14 protein-coding genes are annotated in these 15698 nt (G+C 62.1%); 8 read left to right on the forward strand and 6 right to left on the reverse strand.

Going from position 1 to position 15698, the window contains the following annotated elements; all coding sequences use genetic code 11:
* Positions 1 to 11: 11 nt before the first annotated feature.
* Positions 12 to 1301, reverse strand: a complete 1290-nt coding sequence (locus LOL23_RS05595) for a Glu/Leu/Phe/Val family dehydrogenase (RefSeq protein ID WP_160978308.1) — start codon at positions 1299 to 1301, stop codon at positions 12 to 14.
* Positions 1302 to 1509: 208 nt separating this feature from the next.
* Entirely contained in the window at positions 1510 to 2187 is a 678-nt protein-coding gene (locus LOL23_RS05600) for a Crp/Fnr family transcriptional regulator (protein ID WP_160978306.1), read from the reverse strand.
* Between the two features lie 350 nt (positions 2188 to 2537).
* Here LOL23_RS05600 and LOL23_RS05605 point away from each other — a divergent pair, with 350 nt between their 5' ends.
* From LOL23_RS05605 to LOL23_RS05640, 8 genes are all read left to right on the forward strand, one after another.
* Entirely contained in the window at positions 2538 to 4511 is a 1974-nt protein-coding gene (locus tag LOL23_RS05605) for an AMP-dependent synthetase/ligase (protein ID WP_160978304.1), read from the forward strand.
* Complete coding sequence (locus LOL23_RS05610) at positions 4511 to 5308, forward strand: ABC transporter ATP-binding protein (protein ID WP_160978644.1); 798 nt, start codon at positions 4511 to 4513, stop codon at positions 5306 to 5308. Before LOL23_RS05605 ends, LOL23_RS05610 begins: the two co-directional genes overlap by 1 nt.
* A gap of 16 nt (positions 5309 to 5324) precedes the next feature.
* Entirely contained in the window at positions 5325 to 6254 is a 930-nt protein-coding gene (locus tag LOL23_RS05615) for a branched-chain amino acid ABC transporter permease (RefSeq protein ID WP_160978302.1), read from the forward strand.
* Positions 6255 to 6323: 69 nt separating this feature from the next.
* Positions 6324 to 7388 (forward strand): branched-chain amino acid ABC transporter permease, encoded by a 1065-nt coding sequence (locus LOL23_RS05620; protein ID WP_160978300.1) that lies wholly within the window; start codon positions 6324 to 6326, stop codon positions 7386 to 7388.
* 92 nt (positions 7389 to 7480) lie between these two features.
* A complete protein-coding gene (locus LOL23_RS05625) occupies positions 7481 to 8824 on the forward strand; it encodes an ABC transporter substrate-binding protein (protein WP_160978298.1) in 1344 nt (447 codons plus the stop codon).
* Between the two features lie 109 nt (positions 8825 to 8933).
* Positions 8934 to 9779, forward strand: coding sequence for an ABC transporter ATP-binding protein (locus LOL23_RS05630; protein WP_160978296.1), 846 nt, complete (start codon positions 8934 to 8936; stop codon positions 9777 to 9779).
* A gap of 82 nt (positions 9780 to 9861) precedes the next feature.
* Entirely contained in the window at positions 9862 to 11136 is a 1275-nt protein-coding gene (locus LOL23_RS05635) for a phenylacetate--CoA ligase family protein (RefSeq protein ID WP_160978294.1), read from the forward strand.
* A 212-nt stretch (positions 11137 to 11348) separates the two neighbouring features.
* Positions 11349 to 12374, forward strand: coding sequence for an amino acid ABC transporter substrate-binding protein (locus tag LOL23_RS05640; RefSeq protein ID WP_237173265.1), 1026 nt, complete (start codon positions 11349 to 11351; stop codon positions 12372 to 12374).
* Positions 12375 to 12452: 78 nt separating this feature from the next.
* On the opposite strand, the gene LOL23_RS05645 is transcribed toward LOL23_RS05640, so the two are convergent.
* The 4 genes from LOL23_RS05645 to def form a co-directional block, all read right to left on the reverse strand.
* The gene (locus LOL23_RS05645; RefSeq protein WP_160978290.1) at positions 12453 to 12929 is read right to left on the reverse strand and encodes a hypothetical protein; all 477 of its coding nucleotides are present in this window, start codon (positions 12927 to 12929) and stop codon (positions 12453 to 12455) included.
* A gap of 2 nt (positions 12930 to 12931) precedes the next feature.
* Positions 12932 to 13840 carry a hydroxymethylglutaryl-CoA lyase gene (locus LOL23_RS05650; RefSeq protein WP_160978288.1) on the reverse strand — a complete coding sequence of 303 codons (909 nt, stop codon included), beginning with the start codon at positions 13838 to 13840 and terminating at the stop codon, positions 12932 to 12934.
* Between the two features lie 164 nt (positions 13841 to 14004).
* Positions 14005 to 14946: a methionyl-tRNA formyltransferase gene (gene fmt, locus LOL23_RS05655; protein WP_160978286.1), complete on the reverse strand. Its 942-nt coding sequence runs from the start codon at positions 14944 to 14946 to the stop codon at positions 14005 to 14007.
* A gap of 8 nt (positions 14947 to 14954) precedes the next feature.
* Positions 14955 to 15467, reverse strand: a complete 513-nt coding sequence (gene def / locus LOL23_RS05660) for a peptide deformylase (protein WP_160978284.1) — start codon at positions 15465 to 15467, stop codon at positions 14955 to 14957.
* Positions 15468 to 15698: the final 231 nt, after the last annotated feature.

Below are 15698 nucleotides of genomic sequence, written 5' to 3' on the forward strand. Positions count from 1 at the left end.
CACACGATGCATCAGGGGTATAGGCCGCGCACTTCGCGCGCTTCAAGGATGCGTGTGCATGCCGTGATGAACGCGGCAGTGCGCAAGCTGACCTTGTGCTCGGCCGCCACGGCCGCGACCGACGAATAGGCAGCGCGCATCATGGCTTCGAGGCGGTGGTTGATTTCAGCTTCGGTCCAGAAGAAACTGGAGAAATCCTGCACCCATTCGAAATAGCTGACCGTGACGCCGCCTGCGTTGGCGATGACGTCGGGCACAATGGTGGTGCCTTTGCTTGACAGGATGTCGTCGGCTTCGGGCGTTGTGGGGCCGTTGGCGCCTTCGATCACGATGCGGGCCCGCACGGAGCCGGCGTTATCGCCATTGAGTTGGCCTTCCAGCGCTGCGGGGATGAGCAGTTCGGTTTCGAGCGCCCAGAAGTCGGCATTGGAAATGGCGTCGGCATTGGGCGCGCCGGCAATGCCCTCGTGCTCTTGCGCATAGGCTTGCAGTGCGGGGATATCGAGGCCATTGGCATTGTGCAGGCCGCCGGTGTGGTCTTGCACCGCAATCACTTTGGCGCCGGCGTCGTGGAACAGGCGGGCAGCGGTGCCGCCGACGTTGCCGAAGCCCTGGATGACGATGCGTGCGCCCTGCACGTTGATGCCGGCATCGCGCGCCGCTTCGCAGCCCACCACATATACGCCGCGGCCGGTGGCTTCGACGCGCCCCAGGCTGCCGCCTAACGAGATCGGCTTGCCGGTGACGACGCCGGTGGCGGTGGCGCCTTCGTTCATGGAGTAGGTGTCCATCATCCACGCCATGGTCTGGGCGTTGGTGTTGACGTCAGGCGCGGGGATGTCTTTGTTGGGGCCGATGATCACCCCGATCTCGCTGGTATAGCGGCGCGTGATGCGTTCGAGTTCGCCGCGGGAGTAATTGTGCGGATCGATGCGGACGCCGCCCTTGGCGCCGCCGAAAGGCAGGTTGACGGCGGCGGACTTGACTGACATCCATGCCGCCAGCGCCATGACTTCGGACAGCGTGACATCTTGGTGGAAGCGCACGCCGCCCTTGCCGGGGCCGCGCGACGTGTTGTGCTGCACACGGTAGCCTTCGAAGTGGGCAATGGTGCCGTTGTCGAGTTCGACGGGGATATCGACAATGAGCGCGCGTTTGGGGCGCTTGAGGGTTTCGACCCATTTGGCGAGCTTGCCCAGATAAGGCGTGACGCGTTCGACCTGCTCCAGATAAATGCCCCACGGGCCCAGATGCTGGGGGTCGAGATAGGAGGGCAATGCATGCTTTGGGTTTTCGGACATGACTTATACCTTGCATATGGAAAGGGTGGGCGCAGCACGGGCAGGAGGCCGAGTGCCGGCATGCCTGTCGATTATTCTAAGCCATGGGAGGGTTTTCCCTCTAGTGCGTCCCTGTTTTTGTGGTGTTAAAAAAACTGGGGACGTAGCGTGGCGGCGCATGTACATGTACATGTGCAAGTGCATGCGCATGTGCGTACCGGGCGTGCCGTCAGATGCCGTATGCCTTCAGGCCTTCGAGGTCCAGTACCTGTACGGCGCCATACTCCACCTTTACCAGACGCGCAGCCTCGAGCGCGCCCAGGGCCTGATTGGTGCGTTGGCGCGAGGTGCGCGCCAGGTAGCCGATCTCTTCCTGTGTAATATCGAGCCGCATTTCGCCCTTGCCTGGATACAGCAGCGGGTTGAAGAGTTCAGCCAGGCAGCGTGCCACGCGCGCATCGGCGGCCAGCAGGCGGTCATGCTCGGCCTTGCCGATGAACTGGCCGACGCGTTCGTTGAGCTGGTGCAGCAGATATCGATTGAACGGGATGCTGTTGTCGAGCAGCCAGTTGAAGCTGGCTTCGGGCAGGCGCGCGATAACACTGTCGCGCAGCGCAACGACATCATATTTGCGTGCCTCATGCTTGAGCAGCGAACCTTCGCCTATCCAGCCGCCCGCGGGCACCCCAGTGAGCGACGCCATCTTGCCGTCGGCGTTCGACACCGATACTTTGATCAGCCCGCTGTGCACGCCTATCCATGCCCAGGCCTGGCCGCCCTTGTGCTCGACAATGGCGCCCGCAGGGTACTGTGTGAACTGGACATCGCGCAGTACACGCTCTTGCTGCGTTGGGTCGAGCAGCGAAAACCAGGCCGCGGTATCGCGCAGGGATTCTTTCGGGGGCATGAGGATTTACCCTAGTAAAACGGTGAATGTCATGTCGGTGACAGTTGAATAGAATCGCAGCTTATACCTTATCAGGCACAGAGAAGAAAAACAGCAGGCGAGACAACGGCAGGCGGGGTGGCGGACGACAAAACATGTGCCGCAACGATGATTGCGGCATCTATGCCGACAGGTCATACAACGCGCACTGCAATACGTACACGCCGCAACGCAACAAGCAACGCAACAAGCAGAGCAAAAGAAGATAAGGCAGCACAACCCTGTACATCATACCGTCCGTGCCCCGGCAACAGCGCCGGCCCGCGCGGCCGGTACGCCGGCAGGAAGGAGGAGACAACGTGGCGCAGATTATGTCTACGCAGTCAGCACAGCCGGAGACTTTCCCGGCGCTGGTGATGCATCACGCGGCCGTGCGCGGCAATCGGCCCGCCATGCGTGAGAAGGATCTGGGCATCTGGCAAACGATGACCTGGGCCGAACTGGCGCAACAAGTGCGCGAAGTGGCCAACGGCCTCGCGGCATTGGGCGTGCAACCTGGCGAGCACGTCGCAGTGGTCGGTGAAAACCGCCCGCGGCTGTATCTTGCCATGATGGCCGCGCAATGCATTGGCGCGATACCCGTGCCCCTGTACCAGGATGCTATCGCCCAGGAGATGCAATATGTGATGCAGGATGCAGCCATCCGCATCGCCGTGGTCGAAGACCAGGAGCAGGTCGACAAGATGCTGGAGATCGCGCCGCAGTGCCCCGATCTGCAAAAGGTGGTATACGACGACCCGCGCGGCCTGCGCAACTATGTCGAAGCCAACCTGCAGTCGTTCGATGCGCTGCAGGAAGCAGGGCGCGCATATGGCTTGCAGCATCCCAATCACGTTGATGATGCGATGGCCACCATTCGCCCCGATAGCCCGGCGGCAATGTTCTATACCTCTGGCACAACAGGCAAGCCCAAGGGCGTCGTGCTGTCGCATCATGCGCTCATTGATCGCGCCCGCGTCATCCAGGACATGGAGCGGCTCACCGATCATGAAGACGTGCTGGCCTACCTGCCGCCGGCCTGGATCGGCCAGAACATGTTTTCGTATACGCAGTTTCTGGTGACGGGCTTTACCGTCAACCATCCCGAGTCGCCCGAGACGGTGGCGATCGACATGCGAGACATCGGTCCCACCTATTATTTTGCGCCGCCCCGCGTGCTGGAAGGTTTGCTGACGCACGTGATGATACGCATGGAAGACGCAGGGGCCATCAAGCGCGCGCTGTTTCGCCGGTGCATGGCGCTGGCGCGCCGCGTTGGCGTGCGCATCCTCGATGGCGACACCCGTGTAGGCCTGTGGGATCGCATCAAGTACAGCGCGGGAAATCTGCTGGTCTACGGCCCGCTGCGCAACACGCTTGGCATGAGCCGTGTGCGTATTGCATACACCGCTGGCGAGGCCATCGGCCCCGATCTGTTCGAGTTCTACCGCTCCATCGGTGTGAACCTCAAGCAGTTGTATGGCTCCACGGAAACGTCGGTGTTCGTTTGTGTGCAGGCCGACGGCCATGTGCGCGCCGATACCGTGGGCCCCCCGGTCAGGGGGGTAGATATCCGCGTGGCCGACACCGGTGAAATCCAGCTGCGCAGCCCGGGCTTGTTCACCGCCTACTACCGCAACCCGCAAGCCACCGCCGAAGCCTTTACCGCAGACGGCTGGTTTCACACGGGCGATGCAGGTTTCCTGGATCACGACGGGCAGCTCAAGATCATCGATCGGGCCAAAGATGTGGGCAAGCTGGCTGATGGCAGTCTGTTCGCCCCCAAATACATCGAGAACAAGCTCAAGTTCTACCCCTACATCAAAGAGGTGGTCGCCTTCGGCAACGGCATGGAGCAGGTGTGCGCCTTCATCAATATCGACCTGGAGGCGGTAGGCAACTGGGCCGAGCGTCGCGGGCTGCCCTATGCGGGCTATACCGATTTAGCGGCCAAGCCCGAGGTGTACGAATTGATCCGGGATTGCGTCAACCACGTCAATGCCGATCTGGCCGCGGACGCGCAGTTGGGTAGTTCACAGGTAGCGCGTTTCCTGATCCTGCACAAGGAGTTGGATCCCGATGATGACGAGCTGACGCGCACCCGCAAAGTGCGCCGCGGATTCATCGCGCAGAAGTACGCCGTGTTGGTGGAGGCACTGTTTGCGGGCAAGGAACGCCAATACATCGAAACCGAGGTGAAGTTCGAGGATGGACGCACCGGCCGCATCGCCGCCGACCTGGTGATCGCCGGCGCCACGATGTATCCCGTCGCCAGGCCCGTCGTCGAAAAGAGAAAGGCCGCATGATGACTCAGACCGTCAGGGAAGACCGCATCGGGGAGGTTGTCCTCGATATGAAAAACATCTCGCTGGCTTTCGGCGGCGTCAAGGCGCTCACGGATATTTCGTTCAATGTGCGCGAGCATGAGATCCGCGCCATCATTGGCCCAAACGGCGCGGGCAAAAGCTCTATGCTGAATGTGATCAATGGCGTGTACACGCCGCAGGATGGTGAGATCCAACTGCGCGGCGAGCGCTTCACGCGGATGAACCCGCGCCGGGCTGCCGAGATGGGCATTGCGCGCACCTTCCAGAACCTGGCCTTGTTCAAAGGCATGAGCGTGCTGGACAACATCATGACAGGGCGCAACCTGCGCATGAAAAGCGGCGTGCTGGCGCAGGCGCTGCGGCTGGGGACAGCGGAGCGCGAAGAAATCGCCCATCGCGAGTTCGTCGAGAACATCATCGATTTCCTGGAAATCCAGGCGCATCGCAAGACACCTGTGGGCCGCTTGCCCTATGGCCTGCAAAAGCGTGTGGATCTTGGCCGCGCGCTGGCGATGGAGCCGCGCATCCTGCTGCTGGATGAGCCCATGGCGGGCATGAATATCGAGGAAAAGCAGGACATGAGTCGCTTCATCCTCGATGTGAACGACGAATACGGCACCACCATCGTGCTCATTGAGCACGACATGGGCGTGGTCATGGATATCTCTGATCGCGTCGTGGTGCTGGACTATGGCCGCAAGATCGGCGACGGCTCGCCGGACGATGTGCGCGGCAATCCCGAAGTGATACGCGCCTATCTCGGCGCGAGCCACTGAATCTGCGGAGACTGGCATGGCATTTTTTCTGGAAACCCTGATCGGTGGGCTGATGACGGGGATGCTGTATGCCCTCGTGGCATTGGGCTTCGTGCTCATCTTCAAGGCCTCGGGTGTATTCAATTTTGCGCAGGGCGCCATGGTGTTGATCGCAGCCCTGTGCATGGCGCGCATGTCGGAGTGGATTCCCGCTTCGCTGGGTGTGGAAAGCAAGCTGCTGGGTAATGTGCTCGCCTTCGTCGTGACGGCGCTGTTCATGTGGGCAATTGCCGTGCTGGTCGAGCGCTGGGTGCTGCGCTATCTGGTCAACCAGGAAGGCACGACGCTGCTGATGGCGACCATCGGCATCAGTTATCTGCTCGATGGCTTTGGCCAACTGGTCTTTGGCAGCAGCGTCTATACCATCGACGTGGGTATGCCCAAGGATCCCGCCTTGATTCTGGAGTCGATGTTCGAGGGCGGTGTGCTTATCAGTTTGGAAGACCTTACCGCGGCCGTGGTGGCGGCGGCGCTGGTGACAGTGTTGGCCTTCTTTTTTCAGTTTACGGCGGTGGGCCGCGCGCTGCGCGCAGTGGCCGATGATCACCAGGCGGCGCAGTCCATCGGTATTCCACTGAACCGCATCTGGGTCGTGGTATGGACGGTCGCGGGCTTGGTGGCGCTGGTGGCCGGGGTGGTGTGGGGGTCGAAGTTTGGCGTGCAGTTCACACTGTCCACAGCGGCGCTGCGGGCTTTGCCGGTGGTCATCCTGGGCGGGCTCACCTCTGTGCCGGGCGCCATCGTGGGTGGTTTGCTCATCGGCGTGGGCGAGAAACTGTCTGAGGTGTATCTGGGGCCCTTCGTAGGCGGTGGCATCGAGATCTGGTTTGCCTACATGCTGGCCCTGGTTTTCCTGCTGTTCCGTCCGCAGGGGCTGTTCGGCGAAAAGATCATCGACCGGGTATAGACAAGGTCACTCTTTCAAATCCATCCAGGCGCACGCACAGGGCGGGCGCCGGCAGAGCGGGATCCGATTATGTACTATCGCGAAAACGGCCAGTTCAAAAGCAGCTACCGCGCCGACCAGCAGATTTTCCCCATCCGTCAAGACCGCGTCTTCATGCTGGCCTTGCTGGCGGCGGCCTTTCTGCTCGTGCCGGCCCTGGCATCGGGCTATTTTCTGCAGGCCATCCTCATCCCCTTCCTGATCCTGTCGCTCGCCGCGATCGGGCTCAACATCCTGGTGGGTTATTGCGGCCAGATTTCCATTGGTTCTGGTGCGTTCATGGCGGTGGGCGCCTATGCGGCGTGGAATTTTGGTGTACGTCTACCGGGCCTGCCGCTGGTGGCGCAGATTCTGCTCGGGGGCGTCTTTGCGACGTTGGTGGGCGTGGTGTTCGGCGTGCCCAGCCTGCGTATACGCGGGCTCTATCTGGCCGTTACGACGCTGGCGGCACAGTTCTTCATTGACTGGGCCTTCCTGCGTATACCCTTCTTCACCAACTATTCTTCCTCAGGCAACGTGTCGGTTCCGGCACTGAGCGCATTTGGCCTGCCGGTGCAGACGCCGGTGCAGCGCTATCTCTTCGTGCTGGTGTTTGTGATCGTTTTTGCGCTGCTGGCCAAGAACCTCGTGCGCGGCGCCATTGGCCGCCAATGGATGGCCATCCGCGATATGGACGTTGCCGCCGCCGTCATCGGCATCCGGCCAGTCTATGCCAAGCTCACAGCTTTTGCGGTCAGTTCCTTCTACATAGGCGTCGCCGGCGCATTGTGGGCGTATGTCCACCTCGGTTCCTGGGAGCCGTTGGCCTTCGACCTCACCCGCTCGCTGCAGCTGCTGTTTATTGTCATTATCGGCGGGCTCGGCTCTATCGTAGGCAGCTTCTTCGGCGCGGCTTTCATGGTGCTGCTGCCGGTGTTCCTTACAAATGCGCCGCACCTGGTGGGCCTGAGCATTCCGGTTGACGTGGCCTCGCACATCGAGCACATGGTGTTCGGGGCGCTGATCGTGTTTTTCCTGATCGTCGAGCCGCATGGCCTGGCCAGGCTCTGGAGCATCGGAAAAGAAAAATTGCGCATCTGGCCGTTCCCGCACTGAAGCGCGGTGCGGTGGCAACTTTCAGCATGACAACCGGCGGGCATTGTCCGCCACAACAAACGGTGCATCAGACACCATCAGGAGGACTGGAGATGAAACCACGATTTTCGTTCGCAGCGGCTGCTTCCGCACTTGCGCTGGGCGCCGCGGTGGCGGGTGCCGTGCTGCCCGCGGCCGCCTCAGCGCAAGAAACGCAGTTCATTCCCTTGCTGGCGTATCGCACGGGCTCGTTCGCACCGCTGGGCATCCCTTGGGCTGACGGCAAAATGGACTACCTGAAGCTGGTCAATGAGCGTGACGGCGGCATCAATGGCGTGAAGATTGTGTACGAGGAATGCGAGACCGCCTACGCCACCGACAAGGGTGTTGAGTGTTATGAACGCCTGAAGGGCGCCAACGGCGGCGCATCCAGTTTCGATACGCAGTCCACTGGCATCACCTTTGCGGTTACGGATAAGGCTTTCCAGGACCACGTCTCCGTATTGACGGTGGGCTATGGCCTGTCGCAATCGGCCGATGGCACCGTGTTCAAGTGGAATTTCCCGCTGCTGGGCACATACTGGACCGCGGCCGACGTAATGATCCAGGACATCGCCAAAAAGCTGGGCGGCGAAGACAAGCTCAAGGGCAAGAAGATTGCACTCGTTTATCACGATTCGCCCTTCGGCAAAGAGCCTATCCCGCTGCTGGAGTCGCGTGCCAAGGCCAATGGCTATACCTTGCAGCTCTATCCAGTCACCGCACCAGGCGTGCAGCAGAAGTCGACCTGGCTGCAGATACGCAAGGAGCGTCCAGACTATGTATTGCTGTGGAGCGCGGGCATCATGACACCCACCGCCATCCGCGAAGCGCAGGCTGTCGGTTATCCGCGCGACAAGATGTACGGCATCTGGTGGGCGGCGTCTGAGCATGATGTGCGCGACTTGGGCGACATTGCCAAGGGCTACAACGGTGTCACCATCCACAATAGCGCCAGCCATGGCCGCGTGCACGACGACGTAAAAAAATATGTGTATGAAAAGGGCCTGGGCACGGACAGCGCCAAGAGCTCCTTCGGTTCTATTGGCCATACACGCGGCATGATGATTTCCATGCTGCAGGTCGAGGCCATCCGCGCCGCACAGGAAAAGTTCGGCAAGGGTAAGCACATGACGCCGGAGCAGGTGCAGTGGGGGCTGGAGCACCTGAACCTGACAGAAGAGCGGCTCAAGGAGCTGGGTTTTGCCAACCTGATGGTGCCGGTAAAAACCAGCTGCGCGGACCACATGGGCGACGATGCGGCGCGCGTGATTCAGTGGGACGGCAAGAAGTACAACGTGGTCTCCGACTGGTACCGCTCCGAGAAGAAATACGTGCGGCCGCTGGTGGAATCGCTGGGTGCCAAGTACGCCCAGGAGAAGAAACTGACGCAGCGTGACTGCGCCAAGGAGTCGTGATCGGCGCGATGTCATAGCCGGGACGCAAGCGGGTGACGCTTCAAGGGGCGCGGCGAAGGCACTTGCCGCGTCCCGCGATACGGTAAACAGGAATACAGGCAGGAAACCCATGAGTGCGAACCTCAACCCTACCGATGCCCCCTCCGCCGAAGGGCGCATCCTGCTCAATGTCAACGGCATCGAGGTGATCTATAACCACGTGATCCTGGTACTCAAGGGCGTCTCGCTGTGTGTGCCCGAGGGCAGCATCGTGGCGCTTCTGGGTGCCAACGGCGCCGGAAAGACCACCACGTTGCGCGCGGTGTCCAATCTGCTGCGCGCCGAACGCGGCGATGTCACCAAGGGCAATATTGATTATCGCGGCGAGCGCATCGACAGCCTGACGCCGGCCGACCTGGTCAAGCGCGGCGTGGTACAGGTGATGGAGGGGCGGCATTGTTTTGCGCACCTTACGATAGAGGAAAACCTGCTCACCGGCGCCTACACGCGGCGCTTGAGCCGGGGAGACCTGTCGGCCTCGCTGGACCGTGTGTATCAGTATTTTCCGCGGCTGAAGCAGCGCCGCGCCAGCCAGGCCGGCTATACCTCGGGCGGGGAGCAGCAGATGACCGCAATCGGCCGTGCACTGATGGCCGACCCAAGCATGATTCTGTTGGATGAGCCCTCGATGGGGCTTGCGCCGCAGATTGTGGAAGAGATCTTCGAGATCGTGCGCGGCTTGAATCAACGCGAGCGCGTCAGTTTTTTGCTGGCAGAGCAGAACACCAATATCGCACTCAAGTATGCCGATTACGGCTACATCCTGGAAAACGGGCGGGTGATGATGGATGGCCAGGCGTCGGTGCTGGCCGAGAACGAAGATGTGAAGGAATTTTACCTGGGGGTATCGAGCGGAGAGCGCAAGAGCTTTCGGGATACCAAGTTCTACCGCCGCCGCAAACGCTGGTTGGCGTAAGGCGGCGGCCGTGGGGACACGCCTTCGGGTGCGCAGATGTCGCGCGCCATAGGCGGGGGTTGGCCGCAAGTAAGGATGAGCCATGGAAAGTTATTACGAAGAGCGGGAAACCCTGGCGTGCACTGAGCGTGAACGCCTGCTGTTCGAGCGGCTGCCCGAGGCCCTGGCGCGGGCATGCCGGCGCGCGCCGGCTATCGCCGCGCAGTTGCAGGGCGTAGAGACGGACAGCATCCGCTCGCGTGCAGACTTGCAGCGCATCCCTGTGTTGCGCAAAAGTGAACTGCTGCAGGCCCAGCTCGCCGCGCGCCAGGCCAATGGCGCGTCGGGGATGTCGCCGGTTGCGCGCATCTTTGGCGGTTATTCGGCGATCGGTTGGGGCGAGGCAGCACGAGTGTTCGCATCGCCAGGGCCCATCTACGAGCCCGAGAGCCGCCGCGTCGATTACTGGGGATTTGCGCGCTCGCTGTATGCGGCGGGCTTCAGGCCTGGCGACTTGGTGTACAACTGCTTCTCGTATCATTTCACGCCTGCGGGGTCGATGATGGAGACCGCCGCCCACGCCGTGGGCTGCACCGTATTTCCGGGTGGCGTCGGCCAGACAGAGCTGCAGGTCCAGGCGATCGCGGATCTGCAGCCAGACGGTTACGTTGGTACGCCCAGCTTCCTGCGCATCATTCTTGAAAAGGCCGGGCAGATGGGGGTGGCGCTCCCTTCGCTGCAACGCGCGCTGTTTTCGGGTGAAGCTTTCACGCCGTCGCTGCGTCTTTGGTTTGCCGAGAGAGGCATAGATGGCTACCAAGCCTACGGCAGTGCCGACTTGGGCATGATGGCCTACGAAACCTCCGCGCGCGAGGGGCTGGTGGTGAATGAAGACATCGTTCTGGAGATCGTACGACCGGGTACCAACCAGGCGTTGCCCGATGGTGAAGTAGGCGAAGTCGTCGTGACGACGCTCAATCCCGACTACCCGCTCGTCCGCTTCGGTACCGGTGATCTATCCGCTGTCATGCCGGGCGCATCGTCCTGCGGGCGCGGCAACCTGCGCATCCGAGGCTGGATGGGGCGGGCCGATCAGACCACCAAGGTGCGCGGCATGTTCGTACACCCGGCTCAGGTTGCGGGTGTGTTGCGCCGCCACCCCGAGGTGCGCAAGGCGCGGCTGGAGGTAAGCGGCAGCATGGGCAATGATGTGATGGTGCTCAAAGCAGAAATGGACGCGCCCGGGCAGGATATCCTGGCCCGCGTGGCCGAATCGGTGCGCGAACTCACCAAGCTGCGCGCCGTAATCGAGCCTGTGCTGCCAGGCACCCTGCCTAACGATGGCAAAGTGATTGATGACCTGAGGAGCTACGATTAAGTCCAGCCGCATCGTCGTCCGTAATGGTCGAGTGCGGGGAGGTCGGGTGCAGAGAAGGGGCACGGCGCAGGCAGTGCGCACGCGGGCCCTTGGCCGCCGCGCCAAGGCGCGTCGGGGATGCTTTGGGGTAACATCGACGAAAAAGCCGGTCGCCGGCCAGTCGTGTTGCGGTTCGGCGCGCCATGAATCTCATTCATTTCAGGGGGAACCCCATGCGCAAACGCAGCACCATCAACTATGCCCTGGGCGCCATCCTGGCGCTGGCAGGCCTGCAAGCCGCACAGGCAGACACGCTGGATGTCGTCAAGCAGCGCGGCGTCGTCAATTGCGGCGTCACCACCGGCTTTGCAGGCTTTTCCGCGCCCGATGCCAAGGGCACCTGGCAAGGCCTGGATGTCGACATGTGCCGGGCTGTTGCCGCGGCCGTGCTGGGCGACGCCGCCAAGTTCAAGGCGGTGCCTCTCAATTCCCAGCAGCGTTTTACGGCGCTGCAGTCAGGCGAAATCGACCTGCTGGCGCGCAATACAACGGTCACCCAGCAACGGGATACTGCGTTGGGGGCGATATCGGCCGGCATCAATTTTTACGATGGCCAGGGTTTTCTGGTGCCCAAGTCGCTGGGCGTGAAGAGTGCCAAAGAAATCAGTGGCGCTTCGGTGTGCATGCAGACTGGCACCAGCAACGAAAACACCATGGCCGATTGGGCGCGCACCAACAAGGTTGAGTACAAGCCGGTTGTCATCGAGCAGTTCAATGAGGTGGTCAATGCCTTTGCCGCCGGGCGCTGCGATGTCTTTACCACCGATGCCTCGGGCTTGGCGTCCATCCGCATCTCTAAACTCGCCAAGCCCGACGACTACCTGGTGCTGCCCGAGATTATTTCCAAAGAACCGCTGGGGCCGTTCGTGCGCCAGGGCGACGACAAATGGCTCAATATCGTGAAATGGTCGCTGCAGGCCATGATCGGCGCCGAAGAGCTAGGCGTCACGTCCCAGAACGTGGATGATCAACTCAAGAGCGAAAACCCCAATATCCGCCGCATGCTGGGTGTGACCGAGGGCGCTGGCAAAAACATGGGCCTGGACGAAAAATGGGCCTACAACATCATCAAGCAGGTCGGTAACTACGGCGAAAGCTTCGAGCGCAATGTCGGGCAGGGCAGCCCACTCAAGATCCAGCGCGGCCTCAATGCACAATGGACCAACGGCGGCCTGATGTATGGGCTGCCGATACGCTGATGTAAGGGCGCGGCCGCCCTGCCACTGCGGGTGTCGCGGACTGGGGTGAATAGGGCGGGCGTTGCGCCCGCCCTGCTATCATCGCCTGCGGCGATAGGCCAGGGCGATGCGGGCAAAGGCGATCTGCAGTTCTCTTGTGCCGGCCTGGAAAACGACAGGTCGCCCCCGTGCCGGGAAGCACACCAGGCGCTTCGAGGCCACCAGCGGGATAAACTTGGCGTACTGGATCTGGTCCCAGGCGATTTCGCGCTTGCCCAGCCAGGTTTGTTCGATGCCGCTTTCGGTGATGCTTGTCTGTGACACGATCATGTAGCGCGCCAGCACGATCAACCCTGCGAAACACAGCACAATGCTGGCGCTGACAGCCGGGCTGATGTTTTGCCCGAGCGGGCTGGCGGCGATCTGGCCGATCTTGAGCCCGATCAGCGTCAGCACCACAACGGCCAGCACTTTGATCCAGGTAGGCCAGGCCTTGCCTTGCAGAGGCAGGGGGGCCAGTTCGGCCAGAAGTTGCGCGCGCGCTTGCGCATCGGGCGCTTGAAACCCCGGAAACACGATTACGCCGCCTGCCGCGCGGCCAGCGCATTGCCGGCGCGGCTGGCGCCCTTGCGGCCCATATGCTGGGAAATCCACTGGCCAGCCTCAACCACGGCGTTCAGGTCGACGCCGGTTTCGATGCCCAAGCCGTGCATCATGTACAGCACATCTTCGGTTGCCACGTTACCGGTGGCGCCCTTGGCATAGGGGCAGCCGCCCAGGCCCGACACCGAGCTGTGGAAGATGGAGATGCCGGCTTCCATGGCGGCCAGGATGTTGGCCAGCGCCTGGCCGTAGGTGTCGTGGAAATGGCCCGAGACGCGCGCCGGATCAATGACGTCGGTAACTGCGCGCATGACGCGGCCGACCTGCGCGGCCGTGCCGACGCCGATCGTGTCGGCCACGTCGATCTCATCGCAGCCCAGCGCCGCAAAGCGCCTTGCCACGTCTACCACGGACTCGACGGGCACCTCGCCCTGGTAAGGGCAGCCCAGCGCACAGCTGATGCTGGCGCGCAGACGCAGCCCGGCTTGTTTGGCGGCCTGCGCCACAGGCTCGAAGCGGGCGATGGATTCGGCGATTGAGCAATTGATGTTCTTCTGTGAGAACGCTTCGCTGGCGGCGCCGAAGATCACGACCTCGTCTGCGCGCGCGGCCAGCGCCGCCTCAAAGCCTTTCATATTGGGCGTGAGGGCCGAATAGAGGGTGCCGGGCTTGCGCCGGATGCCTGCCATCACCTCTGCCCCGTCGGCCATCTGCGGCACCCATTTGGGCGATACGAACGACGCCGCCTCGATATTGGGAAAGCCGGCGTCGGTCAGGCGGTCCACAAAGGCGATTTTTACAGCGGTGTCGATGAAGGCTTTTTCGTTCTGCAGGCCGTCGCGCGGGCCAACTTCGACAATTTTGACTTTACTGGGCAATGGCATGGTCTCGTCCTGTTATCCGTTGATATGTCGCTGCACTGCTTGGGCGGGATGATGGCAGCCCTGTGGCACGTGCGGTACTGGTTTGCGGCATGTGACGCCGCACGCCCGCAATCATCCATTTTATGCCGGTTGCGCACCGGTTTTGCAGTGCGTTACCCGGCTGCTCAGGGCTGCCAGCCGCGGATGAACACGTCGGCGAGCTGGCGTTTTCCGCCGGCCTTTTGCAGTTCGGTGATGCGTAGGACGCCATCAGCCGTGGCGATATCCACCCCCTCGTCACTGGCGTTGAGCACGCTGCCCGGTGATGCAGCCGACGCCGTGGCAGGCAGCGCGACAGCCTGCCACGCCTTGACGGGCTCTGCCAGGCCCGGCAGGCGCAGCGTGGCGCCTGGCACTGGGTTGAAGGCGCGCACGCGGCGTGCCAGCACATTTGCGGGCTGCGAGAAGTCCAGAGCGGCTTCAGCCTTGCTGAGCTTGGCGGCGTAGGTGACGCCGTCGGCCGGTTGCGGGCTGGCCTTGAGGGCGCCTCGTTCGAGTGCGGCAATGGCGTCGACAATGGCTTGCGCGCCCGAGGCCGCGAGTTCGTCGTGCAGGCGAGCGGCGGTGTGGCCGATGGTGATCGGCAGCCTATGCACCAGCAGCATGTCGCCGGTGTCCAGGCCGGCGTCCATCTGCATGATGGTGATGCCGGTTTCGGTGTCGCCTGCTTCGATGGCACGCTGGATGGGCGCGGCGCCGCGCCAGCGCGGCAGCAGGCTGGCATGGATGTTGAAGCAGCCATATGTGGGCAGATCGAGCACCCACTGCGGTAACAGCAAGCCGTAGGCGGCCACCACCATGAGCGCGGGCGCCGCCTGCTGCAGCGCGTCGCGTGCCTCGGCGGCTTCGTCCGGATACTTGCCGTCCAGACGCAGGCTGCGCGGCTGGCAAACGGGGATGCCTGCCGCCAGCGCGGCCGCCTTGACCGGGCTGGGCGTGAGTTTGAGACCCCGGCCGGCGGGCCGGTCGGGTTGAGTGAGCACGAGGGGGACGTCGTGGCCCGCGTCGAGAATGGCGCTCAGCGCCTGGCGGGCGAATTCGGGGGTGCCGGCGAAAACGATGCGCATGGCCGGCGTCAGGCGCGCAACGCTTCGCGCTCTTGCTTGCGCAGGCGGGTTTTGATGCGACCCTGTTTGAGGGAAGAGAGATATTCGACGAATACCTTGCCCATCAGGTGGTCGAGTTCGTGTTGCACACAGACGGCCAACAGCCCCTCGGCCTCGAATTCGTAGGCCTGCCCCTTTTCGTTCAGCGCCTTGACGTGCACACGCGCTGCGCGTTTGACTTCGTCATACACGCCGGGCACAGACAGGCAGCCTTCTTCGTATACCTGGGTGTCGTCGCTTTTCCAGGTGATTTCGGGGTTGATGAGAACTTTCAAGTCGTCGCCGTTTTCGGACACATCAATCACGACCACGCGCTCGTGGACGTCGACCTGCGTGGCGGCCAGCCCCACGCCGGGCGCCGCGTACATGGTTTCGGCCATGTCGCGAACCAGTTGACGAATGCGATCGTCAACTACCTGCACCGGCTTGGCCACCGTGTGCAGGCGTGGGTCCGGGTAGCGAAGGATAGGAAGGAGAGCCATGTGGGGATATCCGAAAACCGATTTGAATCAAGCTTATATGATAAATCAAAGCTGTCATTTTGACCGCTTCTGTGCGCATTTGGTTCACATTTCGTGGCAAACTACTCTGCTGTTTCAGCGTCTCGTCGCGAACACCCGGCAGGGGTTCGATCGCTGCCGGGGTTGCCTTGCCGCTGGTTTGCTGTGGCGCTGCTGTGGCCGTGCTGTGGCTAGGTTGCGGCCTTGCCGCGG

The organism is Paracandidimonas lactea, assembly GCF_021653995.1.
GTDB classification, from domain to species: Bacteria; Pseudomonadota; Gammaproteobacteria; order Burkholderiales; family Burkholderiaceae_B; genus Allopusillimonas; species Allopusillimonas lactea.